The 21967-nt window shown below is 55.3% G+C and carries 21 protein-coding genes; 17 read left to right on the forward strand and 4 right to left on the reverse strand.

The features are described from left to right. Together yidC and mnmE are read left to right on the forward strand one after the other, a co-directional pair. The gene (yidC, locus tag ACXADJ_RS15855) at window positions 1–1650 is read left to right on the forward strand and encodes a membrane protein insertase YidC (protein WP_475067708.1); all 1650 of its coding nucleotides are present in this window, start codon (window positions 1–3) and stop codon (window positions 1648–1650) included. A 104-nt stretch (window positions 1651–1754) separates the two neighbouring features. Next, a complete protein-coding gene (gene mnmE / locus ACXADJ_RS15860) occupies window positions 1755–3149 on the forward strand; it encodes a tRNA uridine-5-carboxymethylaminomethyl(34) synthesis GTPase MnmE (RefSeq protein WP_475067710.1) in 1395 nt (464 codons plus the stop codon). Between the two features lie 355 nt (window positions 3150–3504). Here the strand turns inward: mnmE and ACXADJ_RS15865 are convergent, their stop codons facing one another. Further along, window positions 3505–4041, reverse strand: a complete 537-nt coding sequence (locus tag ACXADJ_RS15865; protein ID WP_475067712.1) for a TetR/AcrR family transcriptional regulator — start codon at window positions 4039–4041, stop codon at window positions 3505–3507. A gap of 245 nt (window positions 4042–4286) precedes the next feature. Between ACXADJ_RS15865 and ACXADJ_RS15870 the strand changes: the two genes are divergently transcribed. The 15 genes from ACXADJ_RS15870 to ACXADJ_RS15940 all read left to right on the forward strand — a co-directional run bounded on the left by ACXADJ_RS15870 (window position 4287) and on the right by ACXADJ_RS15940 (window position 17570). Then, window positions 4287–5078, forward strand: a complete 792-nt coding sequence (locus ACXADJ_RS15870; RefSeq protein WP_475067714.1) for a hypothetical protein — start codon at window positions 4287–4289, stop codon at window positions 5076–5078. 449 nt (window positions 5079–5527) lie between these two features. Beyond that, window positions 5528–7429, forward strand: coding sequence for a tRNA uridine-5-carboxymethylaminomethyl(34) synthesis enzyme MnmG (gene mnmG, locus ACXADJ_RS15875; protein ID WP_475067717.1), 1902 nt, complete (start codon window positions 5528–5530; stop codon window positions 7427–7429). A 234-nt stretch (window positions 7430–7663) separates the two neighbouring features. Next, window positions 7664–8323 carry a 16S rRNA (guanine(527)-N(7))-methyltransferase RsmG gene (rsmG, locus tag ACXADJ_RS15880; RefSeq protein ID WP_051218809.1) on the forward strand — a complete coding sequence of 220 codons (660 nt, stop codon included), beginning with the start codon at window positions 7664–7666 and terminating at the stop codon, window positions 8321–8323. A 22-nt stretch (window positions 8324–8345) separates the two neighbouring features. Then, entirely contained in the window at window positions 8346–9125 is a 780-nt protein-coding gene (locus ACXADJ_RS15885; RefSeq protein WP_036533744.1) for a ParA family protein, read from the forward strand. A gap of 16 nt (window positions 9126–9141) precedes the next feature. Beyond that, window positions 9142–10062 (forward strand): ParB/RepB/Spo0J family partition protein, encoded by a 921-nt coding sequence (locus tag ACXADJ_RS15890; RefSeq protein WP_028292082.1) that lies wholly within the window; start codon window positions 9142–9144, stop codon window positions 10060–10062. Window positions 10063–10341: 279 nt separating this feature from the next. After that, window positions 10342–10701 (forward strand): ATP synthase subunit I, encoded by a 360-nt coding sequence (locus ACXADJ_RS15895; protein ID WP_245582591.1) that lies wholly within the window; start codon window positions 10342–10344, stop codon window positions 10699–10701. Window positions 10702–10723: 22 nt separating this feature from the next. Further along, window positions 10724–11587 (forward strand): F0F1 ATP synthase subunit A, encoded by an 864-nt coding sequence (gene atpB / locus ACXADJ_RS15900; RefSeq protein WP_028292080.1) that lies wholly within the window; start codon window positions 10724–10726, stop codon window positions 11585–11587. Window positions 11588–11650: 63 nt separating this feature from the next. Beyond that, window positions 11651–11878 carry a F0F1 ATP synthase subunit C gene (atpE, locus tag ACXADJ_RS15905; protein ID WP_028292079.1) on the forward strand — a complete coding sequence of 76 codons (228 nt, stop codon included), beginning with the start codon at window positions 11651–11653 and terminating at the stop codon, window positions 11876–11878. Between the two features lie 71 nt (window positions 11879–11949). Further along, the gene (locus ACXADJ_RS15910; protein ID WP_028292078.1) at window positions 11950–12420 is read left to right on the forward strand and encodes a F0F1 ATP synthase subunit B; all 471 of its coding nucleotides are present in this window, start codon (window positions 11950–11952) and stop codon (window positions 12418–12420) included. An 11-nt stretch (window positions 12421–12431) separates the two neighbouring features. Then, the gene (locus ACXADJ_RS15915) at window positions 12432–12968 is read left to right on the forward strand and encodes a F0F1 ATP synthase subunit delta (RefSeq protein ID WP_028292077.1); all 537 of its coding nucleotides are present in this window, start codon (window positions 12432–12434) and stop codon (window positions 12966–12968) included. 15 nt (window positions 12969–12983) lie between these two features. Continuing rightward, window positions 12984–14522 carry a F0F1 ATP synthase subunit alpha gene (atpA, locus tag ACXADJ_RS15920; RefSeq protein WP_475067724.1) on the forward strand — a complete coding sequence of 513 codons (1539 nt, stop codon included), beginning with the start codon at window positions 12984–12986 and terminating at the stop codon, window positions 14520–14522. Window positions 14523–14589: 67 nt separating this feature from the next. Next, window positions 14590–15450 (forward strand): F0F1 ATP synthase subunit gamma, encoded by an 861-nt coding sequence (gene atpG, locus ACXADJ_RS15925; protein ID WP_028292075.1) that lies wholly within the window; start codon window positions 14590–14592, stop codon window positions 15448–15450. 37 nt (window positions 15451–15487) lie between these two features. Next, complete coding sequence (atpD, locus tag ACXADJ_RS15930) at window positions 15488–16882, forward strand: F0F1 ATP synthase subunit beta (RefSeq protein ID WP_475067726.1); 1395 nt, start codon at window positions 15488–15490, stop codon at window positions 16880–16882. A 58-nt stretch (window positions 16883–16940) separates the two neighbouring features. Then, entirely contained in the window at window positions 16941–17369 is a 429-nt protein-coding gene (locus ACXADJ_RS15935) for a F0F1 ATP synthase subunit epsilon (RefSeq protein ID WP_475067728.1), read from the forward strand. Window positions 17370–17435: 66 nt separating this feature from the next. After that, window positions 17436–17570, forward strand: coding sequence for a hypothetical protein (locus tag ACXADJ_RS15940; RefSeq protein WP_475067730.1), 135 nt, complete (start codon window positions 17436–17438; stop codon window positions 17568–17570). A 27-nt stretch (window positions 17571–17597) separates the two neighbouring features. On the opposite strand, the gene ACXADJ_RS15945 is transcribed toward ACXADJ_RS15940, so the two are convergent. The 3 genes from ACXADJ_RS15945 to ACXADJ_RS15955 are packed head-to-tail and all read right to left on the reverse strand — an operon-like array spanning window position 17598 to window position 21942. Then, window positions 17598–18530: a histone deacetylase family protein gene (locus ACXADJ_RS15945; protein WP_475067732.1), complete on the reverse strand. Its 933-nt coding sequence runs from the start codon at window positions 18528–18530 to the stop codon at window positions 17598–17600. After that, the gene (locus ACXADJ_RS15950) at window positions 18527–20983 is read right to left on the reverse strand and encodes a putative bifunctional diguanylate cyclase/phosphodiesterase (protein ID WP_475067734.1); all 2457 of its coding nucleotides are present in this window, start codon (window positions 20981–20983) and stop codon (window positions 18527–18529) included. The genes ACXADJ_RS15945 and ACXADJ_RS15950 overlap by 4 nt, the downstream gene beginning before the upstream one ends. Next, on the reverse strand, window positions 20980–21942 hold the full coding sequence (locus tag ACXADJ_RS15955) for an ABC transporter substrate-binding protein (protein WP_475067737.1): 963 nt from the start codon (window positions 21940–21942) through the stop codon (window positions 20980–20982). Before ACXADJ_RS15955 ends, ACXADJ_RS15950 begins: the two co-directional genes overlap by 4 nt. Window positions 21943–21967: the final 25 nt, after the last annotated feature.

The following is a 21967-nucleotide window of genomic DNA, read 5'->3' on the forward strand; positions in this document are numbered from 1 at the left end:
ATGGATATCCGCCGTACGGTTATTTACGCTGGCTTGGCGATCACAAGCTACATGCTCTTCATCAACTGGAATAACGACTACGGTCACCATTCCACCGTTGATACTCCCATTGCGATTGAGTCTGAAGTCAGCTCTGATGCTCCGGTAACTGCCTCTTCTGCGGACACCGAGCTGCCTGCTGTTGCCAGCGATGCCGTGGCTCCGACCACCACCGCCAAGGCACCGAGTGGTGAGCTGATCACTGTCGATACCGACGTGTTGAAAGTCACCATCAACCCGAACGGTGGCGAAATCACCGAGGTGTTGCTGCCACAATTCCCGGTTTCCATCGACAAGCCAGACGTACCGTTTGTGCTGATGGAAAACAACCAGCGTCGTACCTACGTGGCCCAGAGTGGTCTGATTGGTCGTGATGGTGTGGATACCGATGGCGCCGCGCTTTACCACGCTGAAACCAACCGTTACAGCCTGGAAGACGGCTCTGACGCGGTGGAAGTGGTGTTGTCGACGGAAACCGACAAGGCTCTGATCGAGAAAGTGTTCACCTTCAAGCGCGGCGAATACCTGATTGACGTGCAGTACCGCATCCACAACCGTTCCAACAACGACTGGCGCGGTATTTTCTACGCCCAACTGAAGCGTGACGGCTCTGCCGATCCATCCCAGAGCGGTGGTATGGGCATGCAGTCCTACCTGGGTGCGGCGCTGACAACCAGCGAAAACCGTTACGAGAAAGTGACGTTCGACGACCTTGAAGACGACAGTTTCAAAGCCGTTGAAGAAGGTGGTTGGGCGGCCATGCTGCAACACTACTTCCTGTCTGCCTGGGTACCGGCGCAGGATCAGCAGCACACCTACAACGGTCGTTATGTGCGTGGTAACTACATCTTTGGTTTCTACGACCAGCCACTGAACGTGGAAGCCGGTGAAACCGCGACCACAGGCGCCAAGCTGTACGTGGGTCCTAAAGATCAGGACAGCCTTGAGAACATTGCCGAGAACCTGAACCTGACCGTCGACTACGGCTGGTTGTGGTTCATCGCCCAGCCGCTGTTCCACGTGCTGACCTTCTTCCACAGCCTGATCGGCAACTGGGGTGTAGCGATTATCCTGCTGACCCTGTGTGTGAAGCTGCTGTTCTTCTACCCGTCTGCGATGAGCTACCGCTCCATGGCCAACATGCGTAAGGTTGCGCCGGAAATGCAGGCACTGAAAGAGAAGTACGCCGATAACCGCGAGAAGCTGGGTCAGGAAATGATGAAGCTGTACCGCGACAAGAAGATCAATCCGCTGGGTGGCTGTCTGCCGATTCTGATCCAGATGCCGGTGTTCATCTCACTGTATTGGGTACTGATGGAGTCCGTTGAACTGCGTCAGGCGCCGTTTGCACTGTGGATTCAGGACATGTCCGTAATGGACCCATACTTCATCCTGCCGCTGATCATGGGTGCTTCCATGTTTATCCAGATGAAGCTGAACCCGACTCCGCCAGACCCGATGCAGGCTCGTGTGATGCAATTCATGCCAATTGTGTTCACCATCTTCTTCCTGTGGTTCCCGGCTGGTCTGGTACTGTACTGGGTAGTGAATAACATTCTGTCGATTGCCCAGCAGTACTACATCACCCGTCAGATCGAGCGCGAAGCCTGATTTCGCTTGCTGGATTGACCTGAAAACGGGAGCTTCGGCTCCCGTTTTTCGTGGTAAAACTGCGTTATTTGTTCCGCCATGCCGCAACGTCATTGAGGATTGCCATGATTGAGTTCATTCATCAGGACACCATCGTCGCCATTGCGACCGCTACCGGTCGTGGTGGTGTCGGTATCATTCGTCTCTCAGGGCCGCAGGCGCGTGAAATAGGTCAAGCGGTTACCCGTATTGAGGCAAAGCCCCGATATGCTCACTACGGGCCATTCACGAGCTCTGATGGTGTGGTTCTGGACGAGGGCATTGCACTGTTCTTCCCTGGACCAAATTCCTTTACCGGAGAAGACGTGTTTGAACTGCAAGGCCATGGTGGTCCGGTGGTGCTCGATTTGTTGCTGAACGACTGCGTCGCTCGCGGTGCCCGTCTGGCACGACCGGGCGAGTTCTCTGAGCGTGCATTCCTCAACGACAAAATGGATCTGACCCAGGCGGAAGCCATTGCCGACCTGATTGACTCTGCATCCGAGCAGGCGGCTCGCTGCGCCCTGCGTTCGCTGCAGGGGGAGTTCTCAGCCCGTATTCAGACCTTGCTGGATACACTGGTACAGCTGCGTATTTATGTCGAAGCCGCGATTGACTTTCCGGAGGAAGAAATCGACTTTCTCTCGGATGGCAAGGTTGAAGCCATGCTGCGTGATGCCCGTGCCGCCCTGGCCGATGTGATTCAGGCGGCGAATCAGGGAACAATATTGCGCGAAGGAATGAACGTCGTGATTGCCGGGCGTCCCAACGCAGGTAAGTCCTCACTTCTGAACGCTCTTGCCGGTCAGGAACGGGCCATTGTAACCGACATTGCCGGGACCACCCGCGACGTTCTGCGCGAGCACATTCACATTGATGGCATGCCGCTGCACATCATCGATACCGCGGGCTTGCGTGATGCGCCGGATGAAGTCGAGCGTATTGGTATCCAGCGCGCCTGGGACGAAATTCGCCAGTCCGATCGGGTACTGCTGATGATCGACAGCACCAGTGCTGAAACCGATCCACAACAGCTGCTGCATGCGCTGTACGACGAAAGCGGCCTCCAGCAGCAAACCGATGCCTTGCTGAACAGTGGCCGGATTACCGTGGTGCGCAACAAGGCTGATGTATCAGGCGAGCAGGTCGGCTTTGGCGACCGCGATGGCTTCCCAACCCTGACCCTGTCCGCGCGCTCCCAGCAAGGGGTTCAGCTGCTGCGTGAGCATCTCAAGGACGTGATGGGCTACGACAGTGCGTCGGAAGGTGGCTTCCTCGCCCGCCGTCGTCACGTCGACGCTCTGAACCGGGCGGCAGAGGCGCTTGATAACGGCATGCACCAGTTGTTAGGCATGGGCGCGGGGGAGCTGCTGGCTGAAGACTTGCGGGCGGCGCAGAAAGCGCTGGGAGAAATTACCGGGGAATTCAGTGCCGATGATTTGCTGGGTGAAATCTTCGGGTCGTTTTGTATTGGTAAGTAAGTACCCGCTTACCTTGGGAAAGCTATTTTCAGGTACAAAAAAGGCTCCTCATGGGAGCCTTTTTTCTATTCCGGATCAGTTCAGTTGCCTGACCTCACAAAACACAATTCTTCCTCACGATCGTGATCGGCAGGAATAGAGGACGGAATGCTAACGGTGTCAGTGATTTGTTGGTCGGTTTCCATAGTGGCTGAATCTCGGGATCTGGTTGTTTTGGTGTCGAAAATTTTACCCAAAGTCTGGTTAAATTATCGTCCTGAAGTTCCAGAGAAATCAGGAATATTTCCTGATTTCTGCCACTTTTTAAGTATTCCTGTCGCCTGTGATGCCACTTCAAAAGTCTATGTGATTTTGATCACAGACTGATGATCAGATCCTGTACGGCTGCCAGATTGACTGCATCGTTGCGAACCCGGTCGGCGACCAAGGCGCCCTGCAGGGACGACACCACCACCCGTGCCAGGGCTTCGCGGCCCAACGACATAAAGCGCACGTTAGCCAGCGACTCCAGCACCCATTCATACAAGGCATCGTAGAACTCATTGGTGGCAGCAAAACTGTCGGCCGTCAGCTCGTGGGTACCGGCGGAATAGGCGCTCGCCATGCACTGGCGGTCTTTGGTGAAGTATTCGGTAAAGACATCGCACAGCACCTGCAGCCGTTGCTTGCCGCTGGTGCCTTCGGTGCGCTCTTCCAGCAGCTCGAAAAAGGCCTTCTGATAGTCCTTGATCAGCTCCAGCAACAAGGCGTCGCGGCTCTTGAAGTGGTAATGCACAGAGCTGGATTTAATGCCTGCTGCCTTGCCCATTTCGCGGAAACTCGCGGCAGCCAGGTTTTTGGTACAGATCTGGTCGGTCGCAATCGATTTCAGATGTTCTCTGGTGTCACTCATGGCCCTTCTCCCTGTGCAGAATATGATCAAAAGTCTATCGGTTGTTAGGAATTATGAGAACGCCCGGAAGTGGATTTTGTTCAAAAAATTAACAATTACCGACTAAAGTCCGAGCCAAAGCGGCCGTTGCTGTCTTTATGCCCTTAATAACGCCCTTGTCAGTGTCTGCCCGAAATCGTTGCAGTGCCGCTGCTGGCGGTGAATTTCTTGACTATGGTTAAGGGACTGAAACGGGAGCTTTACCTATGCGCTTGATCGTCTCCACTGCCCTGTCCCTGCTATTGGCCGGCTGTATATCGGTCGACAACGACGACGATGTCACCAACGAGCTGGGCAACGAAGTCAGCCGTGAAACCCTGACTCTGAACGGCTTCTGGGATGGCCAGTTCGACCAGGACGGCGACCTGCGGGTGCTTATCTATCAAGGAACTGTGTACGCATTGGATGCCACACAGGGTTACTACGGCACCATTTCGCTGGATGAAACCACCCAGATCGCGGTGATGGAGCTGACTTCCTACCTGATCACCGCCAGCGACGAAACGGCCTTGCACTACCTCGCCGATGGCACCACCCAAAGCTATGTGATGGAAGGCCTGGCCTACTCGACGACCACCAATGCCGACACCCTGGTGGGCGACTACGAGAACGACACCAGCGCGGGCAATTTCCTGCTGTCGGACGACGGCACCTGGGACAACAACGCCAGTATTTCCCAGGTGGTTGGTCAATGGAGTGCCGGGGATTACTCCCTGTACATCGAGCCGCTGGCCGGTACGGCGAGCTTGCGAGCGATTACCTCGGTTACCGGTGGTTGCACCTTTGATGGCTACATCACTCCGGTCGACAGCGACTTTAACCTTTACAGCGTGTCGATTACTGAGCGTAAAAACTGTGACGACTACAACGCCAAGGATGTGCGCGGTTACGCGACCCTGACTGCCAACGGTGAGCTGGAGTTTTTCATCCGTGGTTCTGAGCTTGTTTACTACATGATTTTCTCTGCCGTGGCGGCAGATGACGAAACCGATGCCTGAGCGTAAACCCCTCCTCCCCTTCTTTCTCGAACCCATTGCCAGCGAAGCTCCGTTTTAACTGCGGCTCGCTGGCCTCTTTTTTGGGCGAATCTTACTTTTTCTTATTGACTGTTTGGTCAAAAATCCTATTTTGGCTGTAGATAAGTCTGTTGAAAGATGTGGCAAACCCTTGTTATTGAGCGGTAAATTCTGGTGAAAACCTGCTTTTTGAAATTTCCGCTATTTTTGAAATTGGCTCTTCATTCTTGAGTTATAAACAGCCAAACTCCTTGAAATAACTGGGAAAATTGAAGTTATTCAATGGTTGTGGAAAAGGTTATTTACAGCTTGATTCAGTGAATATCTGGTGTGGATAGTTGCTTTGTTCAAGAATTGCACAGCAAGCTATCTGTGCGCGGGGGAAGTTGGTATACTCCGCGCCCTTTTCCCCTTGAGTATGTGAGGTTGCAGTGGAATATCCCGTTCGATATGACGTGATTGTGGTTGGCGGTGGTCATGCTGGTACGGAGGCGGCCCTTGCGGCAGCCCGTGCCGGAAGCAAGACCCTGTTGTTGACCCACAACACCGACACCGTCGGCGTGATGTCCTGCAACCCGGCAATTGGTGGTATCGGCAAGAGCCATCTGGTGAAGGAGATTGATGCCTTGGGGGGTGCCATGGCGATCGCCACCGATCTCGGCGGCATTCAGTTCCGTACCCTTAACAGCCGCAAAGGTCCGGCGGTTCGTGCTACGCGTGCCCAGGCTGACCGTCAGCTGTATCGGGCGGCAATTCGCAACATCGTCGAGAACCAGCCCAATCTGGAAATCTTCCAGGCGGGCTGTGATGACCTGATCATGGATGGCGACGGTGTGGGTGCGACGGTGTGCGGTGTGGTGACTGACAGCCGGGTGCGCATTCACTCAAAAACCGTGGTGCTGACTGCCGGTACCTTCCTCGGTGGCAAGATTCACATTGGTCTGGAAAACCATGCCGGTGGCCGTGCCGGGGATATCCCATCAATTGCACTGGCCCAACGCCTGCGTGAGATGCCATTTGATGTGGGTCGTTTGAAAACCGGTACGCCGGCGCGAATCGACCGTCGCAGCGTCGACTTTTCCGTAATGCAGGAGCAATGGGGCGATACCCCGCTGCCAGTGATGTCGTTTATGGGTTCGGTAGACCAGCACCCGGAGCAGGTGTGCTGCTACATCACTCATACCAATGAAAAGACCCACGAGATCATTCGCAACAATTTGCACCGCTCGGCCATGTACTCCGGCAACATCGACGGTGTCGGTCCGCGTTACTGCCCTTCTATTGAAGACAAGGTGACCCGCTTCGCCGACAAGGGCAGCCACCAGGTATTTGTGGAGCCGGAAGGCCTTAACAGCAACGAGTTGTACCCCAATGGTATTTCCACCAGTCTGCCGTTTGATGTACAGATTGATTACATCCAGTCGATGCGTGGTTTCGAGAGCGCCCACATTACCCGTCCGGGTTACGCCATTGAATACGATTACTTCAACCCTCAGCAGTTGAAGCACTCGCTGGAAACCCGCTGCATCAATAACCTGTTCTTCGCCGGTCAGATCAACGGCACCACTGGCTATGAAGAAGCCGGTGCCCAGGGTTTGCTGGCCGGTACCAACGCCGCCTTGCGGGCGATGGAAAAAGACCTGTGGGTGCCGCGCCGTGACCAGTCCTATATTGGTGTATTGGTCGACGACCTGATCACCATGGGGACCAAGGAGCCGTACCGCATGTTCACCAGCCGGGCGGAATACCGTCTGGTACTGCGCGAAGACAACGCTGACCTCCGCCTGACCGAGATCGGCCGTGAGCTGGGTATCGTTGATGACGTACGTTGGGCCGCCTTCTGTGAAAAGCGCGAAGCGATTGAACTGGAATCCCAGCGCCTGAAAACCACCTGGGTGCAGCCAAAAACTGCCGAAGCCGAGGCGCTGGAAGGTCTGGGTGAAGCGGCGATTACCCGCGAGTACAACCTCCACGACCTGCTCAAACGTCCGGGTCTGACCTACGACCAGATCGCGACACTTAAGGGTGAGCCGGCATCCGCTGATGACCGGGTTGCCGAGCAGGTGGAAATTCAGGCCAAGTACGACGGCTACATTGCCCGTCAGCTGGAAGAGATTGAGCAGCTGCGTCGCTACGAAAACACTCGTCTGCCGGAAGATCTGGATTACTCGGCCATTGGTGGCCTGTCCAACGAAGTAAAGCAAAAGCTGCAAGACCTGCAGCCGGAAACCCTCGGTGTGGCCTCTCGCATTCAGGGCATTACCCCGGCGGCCATCAGCCAGATTCTGATTCATCTGAAAAAACGCAATCTGGCTAACAAAACCGTCGCCTGAACCGTCACCTTAACGGCCACCTGAACCCCTGACGGCATCGGGTGGCCTGTCTGAGTCGACGGGATTGCAAGAATTCCGTCACAGTTCATGACGGCGGGTATGCCCTTTGTGCTAGTATCCGCCCCCTTTCGCGAATGGGTCGCAGCCAGCGATCCATTGTCCGACATTGGCAGTCTGTTGTTGTCGGTATTTCGCGCTAGAATCGAGTCTCTCCCCGAACCGGATAAAAGATATATGTCGCTGCTGGCTGGTATTTCTGAATCCATGCGTCGCCGCCTGATGGCCGGTTTGCAACGCATGCAGCTGGAACCCACCGAACAACAGGTTGAATTGCTGCTGGGCTACTTGTCCCTGCTGATCAAATGGAACAAGGCCTATAACCTGACCTCGATCCGTGACCCTGAAAAAATGGTCGATCTGCATTTGCTCGACAGTCTGGCGGTGGTGTCCTTCTTTGCCGAAGGCGAAAACATCATTGATGTGGGTACCGGTCCGGGCCTGCCAGGCATGATTCTGGCCATCATGTACCCGAACAAACGCCTGACCCTGCTCGACAGCAATGGCAAAAAGACCCGTTTCATGTTCCAGGCCAAAACCGAACTGGGTTTGACCAACGTGACCATCGTGAACGACCGGGTTGAGGCGTATCATCCACCAGAACCCTTCGATATGATTGCCAGCCGGGCGTTTGCCTCCTTGCAGGACATGGTCAGCTGGTGTCAGCACCTGCGCGCTGACAATGGCCGCTTCCTGGCCATGAAAGGCCAGTTTCCGCAGCAAGAGCTGGATGCACTGCCAGCGGGATATGAACTGGAAGCCTCGTATCCTATCGAAGTGCCGGGTGTCGAAGGACAGCGCCATATGTTGCGTCTGAAAGCCGTTGATCAACACTGATATTTCTCCAGAGTGGCAAACTATGATTTTGGCGATCACAAACCAGAAAGGTGGGGTCGGAAAAACCACCACAGCCATTAACCTGTCGGCATCGCTGGCGGCGACCAAGCGCCGGGTGCTGCTGCTCGATCTGGACCCGCAGGGCAACGCCACCATGGGCAGTGGGGTTGATAAGTACTCGCTGGAAAACTCCCTCTACGAAGTGCTGACCAAGCGTTGTGAGATTGAAGACGCCATCGTGCCGGCGGCCGATGCCGGTTATGACCTGTTGCCATCGAACGCCGACCTGACGGCCGCGGAAGTGGAACTGATCAACGTGATTGGTCGCGAACAGCGCCTCAGCAAGGCACTCGACCGGGTACGTGACCGTTACGACTACATCCTGATCGACTGTCCGCCGTCGCTGAACATGCTGACAATCAACGCGCTGGTGGCGTCCAGCGGTGTGGTGATTCCAATGCAATGTGAGTATTACGCCCTGGAAGGTCTCAGCGCGCTGATGGAAACCATTGATTCCATCAAGGACGCCTACAACCCGGAACTCAAAATTGAAGGCCTGCTGCGGACCATGTACGACCCGCGCAACGGCCTCACCAATGAAGTATCGGCTCAGCTACAACAGCACTTTGGCGACCGTGTCTACGACACCGTGATTCCGCGCAACGTGCGACTGGCCGAAGCCCCCAGCCACGGTATTCCGGTGTTGATGTACGACCGTAATTCCCGTGGTGCCATCGCCTATCTGGCGCTGGCGGGTGAAATGAATCGTCGCCATCGTGCAGTGGCCGCCACTGCCCAGTAAGACTACGGAACTAGATATGACCAAACGCAAACGTGGCCTTGGCCGAGGCCTCGATGCCCTGTTGGCAGGCAGCCAGGCGGTAGCAGACGAACCCGCTGTCGAGGTGGCCGAAGCCGCTGCGGCACCGGTAGCAGAACCCGAAGTCCGCAAGGACGGTGAACTGACCGAGCTGGCACTGGATGTGTTGCAGCCGGGCCAGTACCAGCCTCGTCGTGATATGGAGCCTGAAGCCCTCGAGGAGCTGGCAGCCTCGATCAAGGCCCAGGGGCTGATGCAGCCGATTGTGGTGCGTCGCCTGGCCGCAGATGACCAGCGCTTTGAAATCATTGCAGGTGAGCGTCGCTGGCGTGCCAGTCGACTGGCCGGACTGGACGTGATTCCGGTGCTGATTCGTGATGTGCCGGATGAAGCCGCCATTGCCATGGCGCTGATCGAAAACATCCAGCGCGAAAACCTCAATCCAATGGAAGAGGCTATTGCCCTGCACCGCTTGCAGCAGGAATTTGAGCTGACCCAGCAGGAAGTGGCCAAGGCCGTGGGTAAAAACCGCACCACCATCGCCAACCTGTTGCGTCTGATGAAGCTCAACCCGGACGTCAAGACGTTGCTGGAAAACGGCGACATCGAAATGGGCCACGCCCGTGCGCTTTTGGGGTTGGAAGGTCAGGCCCAGAGTGATGCCGCGGCACAGGTGGTCGCCAAGGCCTTGACTGTGCGTCAAACCGAGACCCTGGTGCGTGCCCATGAGCAGAAACAGCAGCAGGAACAAGCGCCGAAAGCCCGCCCGGATGCCGATGTCGAGCGACTGGAACGCGTGTTGGGTGAGCGTCTGGGGGCCAATGTCTCCATCAGCCACAACGCCAAAGGCAAGGGCAAGCTGGTGATCAATTACAGCAGCCTGGATGAGCTGGACGGCATTTTGGGCCACATTCAATAAGCTGGCATTGCAGGGTATGAGACCAAAGTGTCATGCCCTGCAGGCACATTTGTCCTTTTTTACCCCTTTCCCTGTCCGTAAAGCCCTGTAACCACGGCGCTGGCGCCGGATACCCCCTCCTTTTGTTGATCTGTCTCCCTGTCCAAAGCACTACGACCAAATAATCAACGTCAAGAACCGTAACTGGTTGAAGGGCAAAGGGGTTGCCCATATAATCACCGCGCTTTTGCATCGGCCTAAGCAGAAATCCAACAATGAAACGAGGTCGGTTTGTCTACTGTGCCGCGCCCGCCAGCGTATCGAATCGTCATCTTGCAACTGACGCTGGCCCTGATTTCTGCTTGTGTTGCCTGGATACATAGCGATGTAGCCGCCAGGTCGGCGTTAATGGGAGGACTCACCTGTGCAGTCCCCAACGCTTACTTCATCTGGCGCGCGTTCCGCTATAGCGGTGCCCGGTCGGCACCGAAAATCGTGCAATCGCTTTACCAGGGCGAAACCTGGAAATTTGTTCTAACGGCGCTGTTTTTTTCTGTCATCTTCATCCGCGTCGAAGACCTGAATGCACTTGCACTGTTTGCAGGATTTATGACGGTGCAGCTGGGCCATCTGGCCTCAGCAAAAGTCTCAAATTTTTAAACATCTGGATTGAGAGTGTACGATGGCTGGAAACTCCCAAGAGTATATTGCGCACCATTTAACCAACCTTACATTTGGCAAATTGCCTGAAGGTTATGTTCGTCAAGACCACGACGGTAACGAAACGGTACTGACAGAATCCACTTGGACCATGGCTCACAATGGTCAGGAAGCAGCGGATATGGGCTTTATGGCCTTCCACGTTGACTCCCTGGGCTGGTCCCTGGCAATGGGTATTCTGTTCTGCTGGTTGTTCCGCAAGGTCGCCAAGTCTGCAACGTCTGATCAACCAGGCAAGCTGCAAAACTTCGTTGAGTCTGTTGTGGGCTTCGTTGACGGCACTGTGAAAGAAACTTTCCACGGTCGTAACCCGCTGGTTGCACCGTTGGCCCTGACTATTTTTGTCTGGGTTTTCCTGATGAACTCCCTCAAGTGGCTGCCGGTTGATCTGGTACCGAGCATCGCTCACGCCATGGGTCTGGAATACTTCAAGATCGTACCAACAGCTGATCCTAACGGTACGCTGGGTCTGTCGCTGGGTGTCTTCCTGCTGATTATCTACTACAGCATCAAGGTCAAAGGCATCGGTGGTTTCACCAAGGAACTGACGTTGACCCCGTTCAACCACCCGATTGCAATCCCGTTCAACCTGTTCCTGGAAGTACTGGGCCTGCTGACCAAACCACTGTCTCTGGCACTGCGTTTGTTCGGTAACATGTACGCCGGTGAAGTTGTATTTATCCTGATTGCATTGCTGCCGTTCTACATCCAATGGGGTCTGAACGTGCCGTGGGCTATTTTCCACATCCTGGTGATTCCGCTGCAGGCGTTCATCTTCATGGTTCTGACTATCGTATATCTGAGTCAGGCCCACGAAGACCACTAAGGCGAATCGACAGTTAAATTTAACCTGTAACAAACTTACTTAATCAAACTTTAGGAGTCTCAAATGGAACTCGTATACATTGCTGCAGCAATCATGATTGGTCTGGGTGCCCTGGGTACTGGTATTGGCTTCGCCCTGCTGGGTGGCAAGCTGATCGAAGGTACTGCACGTCAGCCTGAACTGGGTCCACAGCTGCAAACCAAAACCTTCCTGATGGCAGGTCTGCTGGATGCTGTTCCAATGATCGGTGTTGGTATCGCGATGTACCTGATCTTCGTTGTAGCAGGCTAATCACCCGAGCGATCCAGTGATGGATCGTCTTGATGAAACCTGACCAACGAATTCGTAAGAGGTAAATCGCCGTGAACATGAATCTGACCATCCTGGGTCAATTGATTGCCTTCGCGATTTTCGTCTGGTTCTGCATGAAGTACGTCTGGCCACCAATTACCAGCGCCATGCAGGAACGTGAAAAGAAAATTGCCGATGGTCTGGACGCAGCAAACCGTGCAGAACGCGACCTGGAACTGGCCCAAGAAAAAGCCGCTTCCCAACTGCGTGAAAGCAAGGAAAAAGCGGCCGAAATCATCGAACAGGCTAACAAGCGTGCTAACCAAATCGTCGACGAAGCCAAAGATACGGCCCGCGCCGAAGGTGACCGCATTGTTGCCGCTGCTCAAGCTGAAGTTGAGCAAGAGGTAAACCGCGCGAAAGAAGCTCTGCGCAAGCAGGTATCTGAACTGGCCGTTGTCGGCGCAGCCAAGATCCTGGGCAAGTCAGTCGACGCATCTGCTCACGCTGATGTACTGAACCAACTGACTGAAGAGCTTTAAGCGAGGTTGCCATGGCTGAATTAACTACTCTCGCTCGGCCATACGCCAAAGCCGTGTTTGCTGAAGCACAAGAGAAGAATGCATTGGACGCCTGGTCTGACGATCTGGCCGTTCTTGCCGCCTACACTGCAGACGCAGATATGGCCAAGGTGCTTGAGCACCCTTCTCTGACTGCCAGCCAGCAAACACAGGCTCTGGTAGACGTATGTGGCGACAAGCTTAATGGCGCAGCCAAAAACCTGGTAAACGTTCTGGCCGAAAACAAGCGCCTGCCGTTGCTGACCACCATCGCTGCCATGTACGAAGAGTACAAGGCAGACCTGCAGAACTCGATCGATGTTGTTGTGACATCCGCGTTCGCACTGAGCGATGAACAGTCAGACAAACTGGCCCAGGCACTGAAAGCCAAACTGCAACGCGATGTACACATGTCCAGCGAAGTTGATGAGTCTCTCATCGGTGGCGCTGTGATCCGTGCAGGCGACCTGGTTATTGACGGCTCAATCAAAGGCAAGCTGTCAAAGTTGGCCGAAGCGATGAACTCCTAATTGAGGGACGATTGCATGCAGCAACTGAATCCATCTGAGATCAGTGAAGTCATTAAAAAGCGCATCGAAAGTCTCGATGTGACTTCACAAGCCCAGAACGAGGGCACCGTCGTATCTGTATCCGACGGTATCGTTCGTATTCACGGTCTGGCTGACGCCATGTACGGTGAAATGATTGAATTTGAAGGCAACGTATACGGTCTGGCACTGAACCTGGAACGCGACTCTGTTGGCGCGGTTATCCTGGGTGATTACCAGAATCTGGCTGAAGGTCAGACTGCCAAGTGTACTGGTCGTATTCTGGAAGTACCTACTGGCAAGGCTCTGCTGGGTCGTGTTGTAGATACTCTGGGTAACCCAATCGACGGCAAAGGCCCAATCGAAGCCGCAGAAATGCGTCCGGTTGAGCGTGTTGCACCAGGCGTTATCGCCCGTCAGGGTGTAGACCAGCCACTGGAGACCGGCTACAAGGCCGTTGACTCCATGGTACCGGTAGGCCGTGGCCAGCGTGAGCTGGTGATTGGTGACCGTCAGACTGGTAAGACTGCGATGGCTATCGACGCCATCATCAACCAGAAAGGTACCGGCGTTAAGTGTATCTACGTTGCCGTAGGTCAGAAGCAGTCTTCCATTGCTAACGTTGTACGTAAGCTGGAAGAGCACGGCGCTCTGGAACACACCATCATCGTTGCCGCTGGTGCAGCCGATCCTGCAGCAATGCAGTTCCTGGCTCCATACTCCGGTTGTGCGATGGGTGAATACTTCCTGGACAACGGTGAAGATGCTCTGATCGTATATGACGATTTGACCAAGCAAGCCTGGGCATACCGTCAGATCTCCCTGTTGCTGAAGCGCCCACCAGGCCGTGAAGCATACCCGGGTGACGTTTTCTACCTGCACTCCCGTCTGCTGGAACGTGCATGTCGCGTAAACGCTGACTACGTGAAGTCTGTAAGCGGTGTTGAAGGCAAGACCGGTTCCCTGACCGCTCTGCCAATCATCGAAACCCAGGGTGGCGACGTTTCTGCGTTCGTACCGACCAACGTAATTTCCATTACTGACGGTCAGATCTTCCTGGAAACCAACCTGTTCAACTCCGGCGTACGTCCGGCGATGAACGCGGGTATCTCTGTATCCCGTGTAGGTGGTGCTGCACAGACCAAGATCATCAAGAAGCTGGGTGGCGGTATTCGTCTGGCTCTGGCTCAGTACCGTGAACTGGCGGCATTTGCCCAGTTTGCTTCTGACCTGGACGAAGCTACCCGTAAGCAGCTGGAACATGGTAAGGCCGTAACCGAGCTGATGAAGCAAGGTCAGTACGCCCCTATGTCTACTGCTGAAATGGGTCTGGTGATTTTCGCTGCTACTGAAGGCTTCCTGGAAGACGTTGATGTAGCCAAGATCAAGTCCTTTGAAGCTGCTCTGCTGAGCTACGCCAACAGCGAATTTGCTGAACTGATGGCGAAGATCAACGTTAAGGGCGACTACAACGACGAGATTAAGGCTGGCCTGATTGAGTGTATTGAAACCTTCAAGAACTCACAGTCCTGGTAAGTCCTGTGCTGGCGGCCCCTCGGGTGCTGCCAGCTGGATTCAACCTTCAACGTAAGGCAGCTTAATTATGGCAGTCGGTAAAGAAATTAAAGAGCAGATTACGAGCGTAAAAAGCACGCAGAAAATTACTTCAGCAATGGAAAAAGTTGCTGTAAGTAAAATGCGTCGCGCTCAGCTGCGTATGGAAAAAAGCCGCCCCTACGCGGAAAAAATCCGTAACGTAATTGGCCATCTGGCTAACGCGACTTCTGAATACCGCCATCGTTATCTGCAAGATCGCGACGTGAAACGCGTTGGTTACATTGTGGTTTCCTCCGACCGTGGCCTGTGTGGCGGTTTGAACAACAACCTGTTCAAGCGTGTTGCCCAACAGTCCAAAGAATGGAAAGACCAGGGTGTTGATGTGGACTTCTGCTCCATCGGTGCAAAAGCTTCCCTGTTTTTCAACAACTTTGGTGGCAACGTTCTGGCTTCTTCTGCCCACCTGGGTGATGCGCCTGAACTGTCCAGTCTGATCGGTGCGGTGAAAGTGATGTTGGATGCGTACGATGAAGGCAAGATTGATCGCCTCTACATCGTCCACAACCGCTTTGTGAACACCATGACCCAACAGCCGGTTGCGGAACAAATTCTGCCGCTGAAAGCAGATGAAGAGTTCACCCGTGATCACTCATGGGACTACATCTACGAGCCTGGTGCTGAAGAAATCATCGACAGCCTGCTGGTTCGCTTCATTGAGTCTCAAGTGTATCAGGGTGTGGTTGAGAACAACGCCTGTGAACAGGCTGCACGTATGCTGGCGATGAAAAACGCCACCGATAACGCGGGCAGCATGATCAACGACCTGAACCTGTTGTACAACAAGGCTCGTCAGGCGGCGATCACCCAGGAAATCTCTGAAATCGTTGGCGGCGCCGCGGCTGTATAAGCCGGGCACATAGGTTTTAAGTTAAGAGGAACCGAAAATGAGCGGATCTATCGTACAGATCATCGGTGCCGTAATCGACGTGGAATTCCCACGCGACACAGTACCAAAGGTCTACGACGCCCTGACCGTTGATGGTACCGAAACCACCCTGGAAGTTCAGCAGCAGCTGGGCGACGGCGTAGTTCGTACTATTGCAATGGGCTCCACTGAAGGCCTGAAGCGTGGCCTGAACGTGACTAACACTGGTGCTCCAATCTCCGTGCCTGTTGGTACCGAGACTCTGGGTCGCATCATGGACGTATTGGGTCGTCCGATCGACGAATGTGGCCCTATCGGTGAGAAAGAGACCTACTCTATCCACCGTAAAGCGCCAAGCTTCGACGAGCAATCAAACTCCACTGACCTGCTGGAAACCGGTATCAAGGTAATTGACCTGGTTTGCCCATTCGCCAAGGGTGGTAAAGTTGGTCTGTTCGGTGGTGCCGGTGTAGGTAAAACCGTAAACATGATGGAGCTGATCAACAACATTGCGAAGGCACACTCCGGTCTGTCCGTATTCGCTGGTGTTGGTGAGCGTACTCGTGAAGGTAACGACTTCTACTACGAAATGGCTGAATCCGGTGTTGTAAACCTGGACGACAAAGCCGCTTCCAAGGTAGCAATGGTTTACGGTCAGATGAACGAGCCGCCGGGTAACCGTCTGCGTGTTGCACTGACTGGTCTGACCATGGCCGAGAAGTTCCGTGACGAAGGTAAAGACGTACTGTTGTTCGTTGACAACATCTACCGTTACACCCTGGCGGGAACCGAGGTTTCTGCACTGCTGGGTCGTATGCCTTCTGCGGTAGGTTACCAGCCTACTCTGGCTGAAGAGATGGGTGTTCTGCAGGAGCGTATTACCTCCACCAAGAACGGTTCCATTACTTCTATCCAGGCGGTATACGTACCTGCGGATGACTTGACTGACCCATCCCCAGCGACCACCTTTGCTCACCTGGACTCCACAGTAGTACTGTCCCGTGACATCGCGTCCAAAGGTATTTACCCGGCGATCGACCCACTGGATTCCACCTCTCGTCAGTTGGACCCACTGGTAATCGGTAACGAACACTACGACGTAGCTCGTGGCGTTCAGAATGTTCTGCAGCGCTACAAAGAGCTGAAAGACATCATCGCGATTCTGGGTATGGACGAACTGTCCGACGAAGACAAGCAGCTGGTAGCCCGTGCTCGTAAGATTGAGCGCTTCCTGTCTCAGCCATTCCACGTGGCCGAGATCTTCACCGGCGCTCCTGGTAAGTACGTTTCACTGAAAGAAACCATCCGTGGTTTCCAGGGCATCCTGAACGGTGAATTCGACGAACTGCCAGAGCAGGCCTTCTACATGGTTGGCACCATCGACGAAGCGATCGAGAAAGCCAAAAACATGTAATCCGGGCTGGCGGAATTAACCCCGGTTGATTCCGCCTCCTCAACCTGAGGACAACGTTATGGCGATGACCGTACACTGCGATATCGTCAGTGCAGAAGAAAGCCTCTTTGGTGGTCTGGTTGAGCGAGTAATCGCTTCCGGCCAGATGGGTGAATTGGGTATTGAGCCGGGCCACGCTGCCCTGCTGACTCCCCTGAAGCCTGGCCCAGTCCGTGTCGTCAAACAAGGTGGCACGGAAGAGGTTATCTACGTTTCAGGTGGATTCCTGGAAGTTCAGCCGAATGTCGTAACCATTCTGGCTGACACCGCAATTCGCGCTGATGACGTTGATGAAGCCGCTGCACTGGAAGCCAAGAAGCACGCCGAGCAAGCGCTGGAAAATCAGAGTTCCGACCTTGATTACTCCCGCGCCCTGACTCAGCTGGCTGAAGCCGCAGCCCAGCTGCGTACCATTCAGCAGCTTCGCGAGAAACTGGGCAAGCACTAAGCTTTACCTGTTTCAGAAAGAACCCGTCCGATGTAAATCTGGCGGGTTTTTTTGTGTCTGTGATTTGTGCTGCTGAAACGCAGCCAGCTGCGGCAAGGTATGCTGGCGTCTGGCGTCTGGCGTCTGGCGTCTGGCGTCTGGCGTCTGGCGTCTGGCGTCTGGCGTCTGGCGTCTGGCGTCTGGCGTCTGGCGTGGATATAGCCATGTAGGGTGCGCATGGCGCACCGTCTAATGGCTTTGGAATAAGGCCTGACGCTCGCTGAACACCTGCCAGGCACTCTCCACCACCGAAGCATGCCGTCTGGCCAGTCGTGCGTGGTCGCTGTCGTAACCGCCTCCGATGACGGTCACAACCGGGATACCGGCTTGTTGGCAACGTCGTAACACCCACTCATCCCGCGCTTGTATGCCTTCCAGTGACACGTTCAGGTGGCCGAGGGCGTCATGCTCCCAAACGTCGACACCGGCGTCGTAGATCACCAGATCGGGCTGTTGTTGCTCTAACAGCTGATCGAAGGTTTCCCTGACGACCTGTAGGTAGGCGTCGTCATCCAGATAACGCTCAAGGCCAATATCAAGGTCGCTCTGGCTCTTGCGGAAGGGAAAGTTCTTCTCGCAGTGGATCGAGCAGGTGAAGGCTCTGGGTTCGTTGGCCAACAGGGCTGCCGTGCCGTCGCCCTGGTGCACGTCGAGATCAAAGATCAATACCGAGTTAACTTCGCCCCGGCTGAGCAGGGTTTTGGCTGTGTAGGCGAGGTCGTTGACCAGACAAAAGCCGGAGCCAAAGTCATAGTGGGCGTGGTGGGTACCTCCGGCAAGATGACTGGCCATGCCATGTTGCAGTGCCAGTCGGGCGGCCAGCAGGGTGCCGTTGGGGGCGGTAAACGTCCGGTCGACCAGTCCCTGGCTCCAGGGAAGGCCAAGCCGACGCCAGGCTTTGGGTTCGATGCTGTCGTCCTGCAAGCCCATCAGGTACACCGGGCTGTGGGTAATGGCCAGATCGCTGATGCTCGCTTCCGCTGGCTGGTAGAGGTTGTCTGCTGTGGCAATGCCCTTGGCCACCAGATGGTCGTACAGGCGTACGAACTTCGACATCACAAAGCGGTGCTCAGCAGGAAACGGGCACGAATAGTTGGGGTGGTAAACCAGCGGCAATCTCATGTTTCTACAGGTGACAGGTAGTCGATAAAGTCCTTGGGGTTCAGCGGTGCGCTGAACAGGTAGCCCTGGAATTTACCGCATCCGTGCTTCAGCAGGTAGTCATGCTGTTCACGGGTTTCGACCCCTTCGGCGATGATCTCCAGTTTCAGATTACGGCCCAACTGGATGATGTAGTCGATGATATTGGCGTTGGCCTTGTCGGCGTTGTGAATGTGGTTCACAAAGCTGCGATCGATCTTGAGGGTCTGGATCGGCAGGCTTTGCAGGTAGCTGAGCGACGAGTAGCCGGTACCGAAGTCATCCAGCGAGACGGCGTAGCCGAGCTTCACCAGTCGGTGAATCAGCTCTCGTACCAGGCTCTTGTCGCGTACAAAGACGCCTTCGGTGATTTCCAGTTCGATCATTTCCGGCGTCAGGTTGGCAACCTTGGTGTGGTGCAGCAAACGGTCGAGGAATTCCGGGTCAAGGAATTGCGCCGGGCTGATGTTGATCGCCAGACGTTCGAATTCGGCGGGCAGGAAACCTTGCTGAATCCACTGCTGCAACAGGCTGCAGGATTCCGACAAGATCCAGTCACCGAGGTCGACAATCAGGTTGGCTTCCTCGGCAGCGGCGATAAAGATATCCGGCCGTACCGGCTTGCCGTGGTTCATCCAGCGGCACAGCACTTCTGCGCCGGTAACGCAGTTGTTTTCATCCACCTGAGGCTGGAATACCAGCGAGAACAGCTGGGCCTTGATGGCGTCGTGAAGGTCGTTGACCAGATTAAGCTTGTCCTGTGTTTCCCGCTGCATGTGTTCGTTGAACAGGCTCCAGGCGTTCCGGCCATTGGCCTTGGCGTAGTACATGGCGGTGTCGGCCTGACGAATCAGGTCGGCTGCGGTGGTTTGCTGAAACGGGAATACCGAGATACCAATACTGGCCGAAAGGTGGAAGGTATGGCGTTCATACACAAAAGGTTGTCGGAACTGCTCCAGCAGCTGGGAGGCCAGTGTGGTCGCGCGGTCGATGGAGACGTTGGCGTCGGCCACCAGTTCCCCCTGTACCACCAGAAACTCATCACCGCCAATGCGGGCACAGAGGTCATCGTCATTGCTGGAGTGCTTCAGCCTTGAGGCGGCCTCCCGCAGAATGGCATCGCCTACCGGGTGTCCAAGTGAGTCGTTGATATTCTTGAAATGGTCGAGGTCAATAAACAGTAAGGCGCCGAACAAACCGACGTCGCGCGCAGTATCGAGCTGTTGCTGGGCCACGCTGAGGGCCATTTCGCGGTTGCCGAGGTTGGTGAGGTTGTCGTAGTGGGCGCGGTATTCAATTTCGACCTGCTTTCGGTGCAGCTCGGTGACGTCGCGGATCACCCATAGCACGTGTTGTTGGTCGTTGCCTGAGTCAGCCTGTTGGAACGGCGACATGCGCGATTCCAGATGCATGCCGGCATGGTAGAGCGACTCAATGATCAACTGGCCCTGCTCCAGCGCTGACTGCCAGCAATGACGCACCTTGTCCTGCTGGCTTTTGTCGATCCATTGCCACATCAGGGTGCCGGTGACACTCTCGTCCAGCTCCGGGATGTCGGTATTGCGAGAGCCAAACCGTTCGCAGATGCAGCCATGGCTGTCGATCACCAGCGCCAGGTCGGGGAAGGTCTGGGAGAACGCCCGCTCCAGCGCATGCTGGTGTTTGACCCGTCGGATGGAGTCGCGCAAATGATGGTGCAGCTGCTCAAAGGCGATGCCCAGCTGCTGGAATTCGCGGCTGCCGGATATCGCCAGCGTGGTGCCGGAATCGTTGCGGGTTTGGGAGTCGATGTACTGGCGCAGCTGTCGCATCGGGGTCAGTACCTGACCGCGGATCAGACGGGCCATGCCGTAGAAAAACAGCAATAAAATCCCCAGCACCAGCGCCAGCTTGTTGGAAAACTCCGACATCATGGCCTGATATTCGCCACTCAGGTCGTAGCTGGCGTAGATCGCTGCCCGCTCCATCTGGCGGCTACCTTCCGGGTAATAATGAATCGGCAGGACAATGTGCAGCAGGTTGCTGTCCGGCTTCATCGACAACGACTCGAAGGGTTCGACCCCAATGGCCGTGGCCTGGTTGGTCGCCCCCGGATAGCGTCGGCCGATATCCGCCCGGCGGGTGGAAAACAGGTAACGGTTGTTTTTGATCAGGTCGATGCGTTGCACGGTCGGGTGCGTGGCCATCATGGCGACAGTGCGGTCAGCCAATTCAAAATCGTCATTGGTCAGCGCATGCTGCACCTGTTGTTTCAGCACCGACAGCTCGTAGCGGATTTTGGTGTTCCAGTCGGAGGTGAAATTCTTTTCCGATAAATCGAACAGAAAGTAGCCGACCGATACACTGACGGCAATCACCGCCAGTACCGTCCATGACAACAGCACTTCCCGGATGGAGTAGTGCTTGATCGGTTTTCCCTCGGGCTGCTGTTTCACTGCATCGCTCCCAACACAACGGCATCGGTGACATGTAGGGGGGCATACTCGCCCGAGGCGAGCAGGTCCTGATTGTTGAGAATTCGATGCAACTGTATGGCGGTTTGTTGCACCGGTGCTGCCCGACTTTCTTCAGGCGGCTGCAAAAAGGCGAGGTTCTGGGTCAGGCTGGGAATATGAATACCCTCCCAGGCACTGCTGATGTCGTCCAGTCCAAGGCGCTGGTTGGCGTAGCGGAGGGCTTCTGGCTGTTGCTGCTCCAGCTGCTGCCAGGCTTGATGAAAACCGCGTACCAGCGTAATCAGGGCACCCTTGTGGCGATTTACCAGATCACTGTGAACCACCATGACATCAACGATCTGGCCGGGAATATCGGCGCTGGTAAACAGCGTGTGAGCGCCCAGCTCTTGCAAGTCATTGAGCACCGGTGTGAAGGTCACCACGGCATCAACGTCGCCGGCCAGATAGGCCTCCAGCTGCTGGTTAACGTTCATAGGAATGATGGTGACGTCTTCGCGCGACAGACCCGCCTGTTGCAGCAGCTGGGTGGTCATCAAGGCCCCGAGGGCACTGGTTTCAGCAGCAATGCGCTGGCCTTTCAGACCCGCCAGGCTGAGAATGCCTGGCTTGGCGACCACCGCATCGGCGCCCTGGGACTGGTCGCAGATCATGATGATGGTCAGGTCCATGCCTTCGGAAGCCAGTAACAGGGCCTCATCAAGGGTCAGGGCACCGCCTTCCAGCACGCCCTGACGCAGGCCATCCATCACCGCCGAAGCATCCGGCATTTCCACCAGACGAATATTGGCGTGCTCCAGCAGATCCAGCTCACGGGCAACGTACATCGGCTCGTAGCCTGGCCAGGTGTTGGAGCCGATGCGCAACAAGGAGGTCTCCTGCTGACAGCCGCCTAACAGCGAAAACAGGGCAAGGGTGAGCAGGAGTCGTACAGCAGCCACGAGGCCTCCGGGATAAAAAACTACG

The sequence above is a fragment of the Oceanobacter sp. ABM4_470 genome (assembly GCF_056158645.1).

Excerpts from the sequence above, each read along its gene's own strand:
- atpG (WP_028292075.1), top strand. The coding sequence starts at position 14,590 with ATGGCAGTCGGTAAAGAAATTAAAGAGCAGATTACGAGCGTAAAAAGC.
- rsmG (WP_051218809.1), top strand. The coding sequence starts at position 7,664 with ATGTCGCTGCTGGCTGGTATTTCTGAATCCATGCGTCGCCGCCTGATG.
- ACXADJ_RS15945 (WP_475067732.1), bottom strand. The coding sequence starts at position 18,530 with ATGAGATTGCCGCTGGTTTACCACCCCAACTATTCGTGCCCGTTTCCT.
- atpB (WP_028292080.1), top strand. The coding sequence starts at position 10,724 with ATGGCTGGAAACTCCCAAGAGTATATTGCGCACCATTTAACCAACCTT.
- ACXADJ_RS15865 (WP_475067712.1), bottom strand. The coding sequence starts at position 4,041 with ATGAGTGACACCAGAGAACATCTGAAATCGATTGCGACCGACCAGATC.
- atpA (WP_475067724.1), top strand. The coding sequence starts at position 12,984 with ATGCAGCAACTGAATCCATCTGAGATCAGTGAAGTCATTAAAAAGCGC.
- ACXADJ_RS15885 (WP_036533744.1), top strand. The coding sequence starts at position 8,346 with ATGATTTTGGCGATCACAAACCAGAAAGGTGGGGTCGGAAAAACCACC.
- ACXADJ_RS15915 (WP_028292077.1), top strand. The coding sequence starts at position 12,432 with ATGGCTGAATTAACTACTCTCGCTCGGCCATACGCCAAAGCCGTGTTT.
- yidC (WP_475067708.1), top strand. The coding sequence starts at position 1 with ATGGATATCCGCCGTACGGTTATTTACGCTGGCTTGGCGATCACAAGC.
- ACXADJ_RS15870 (WP_475067714.1), top strand. The coding sequence starts at position 4,287 with ATGCGCTTGATCGTCTCCACTGCCCTGTCCCTGCTATTGGCCGGCTGT.
- atpD (WP_475067726.1), top strand. The coding sequence starts at position 15,488 with ATGAGCGGATCTATCGTACAGATCATCGGTGCCGTAATCGACGTGGAA.
- ACXADJ_RS15935 (WP_475067728.1), top strand. The coding sequence starts at position 16,941 with ATGGCGATGACCGTACACTGCGATATCGTCAGTGCAGAAGAAAGCCTC.
- ACXADJ_RS15890 (WP_028292082.1), top strand. The coding sequence starts at position 9,142 with ATGACCAAACGCAAACGTGGCCTTGGCCGAGGCCTCGATGCCCTGTTG.
- mnmE (WP_475067710.1), top strand. The coding sequence starts at position 1,755 with ATGATTGAGTTCATTCATCAGGACACCATCGTCGCCATTGCGACCGCT.
- atpE (WP_028292079.1), top strand. The coding sequence starts at position 11,651 with ATGGAACTCGTATACATTGCTGCAGCAATCATGATTGGTCTGGGTGCC.